Below are 330 nucleotides of genomic sequence, written 5' to 3'. Positions count from 1 at the left end.
ACGCCCTGGCGACAGGCGTACCCAATCCGCTGCTGACCTTCTGCGACCAGACTGGCCAAGTTGTCGATATCGACATTCGAGGAAGCGATGCCGAGATGTTTGCACGTCTACCTCCAGACGGGTACCACCTTCAGGGAACCGACTCGGCACTGATTGATTCCGCGGATCCTGGTGAGCCACGTGGCCGTGGCCGCCCAAAGCTGGGGGTTGTCGCGCGAGAAGTCACGTTACTGCCGCGCCACTGGGATTGGTTGGCTGCACAGCGAGGCGGTGCATCGGTGACTTTGCGGAAACTGGTTGATGAGGCACGCCGGGCAAGCGTGGACCGAG

General features: G+C 61.8%; 1 protein-coding gene. It reads left to right on the top strand.

All coding sequences use genetic code 11. The features are described from left to right. Nucleotides 1–5 precede the first annotated feature (5 nt). Nucleotides 6–330 (top strand): DUF2239 family protein (locus C5P05_RS00405; RefSeq protein WP_332871319.1); only part of this gene is annotated, 325 nt, incomplete at its 3' end.

Source organism: Rhodoferax ferrireducens, from assembly GCF_003347515.1.
Taxonomy (GTDB): domain Bacteria; phylum Pseudomonadota; class Gammaproteobacteria; order Burkholderiales; family Burkholderiaceae_C; genus Rhodoferax.
Note: the sequence above shows the minus strand (reverse complement) of the source record. Positions and strands in the feature narration are given on the sequence as shown.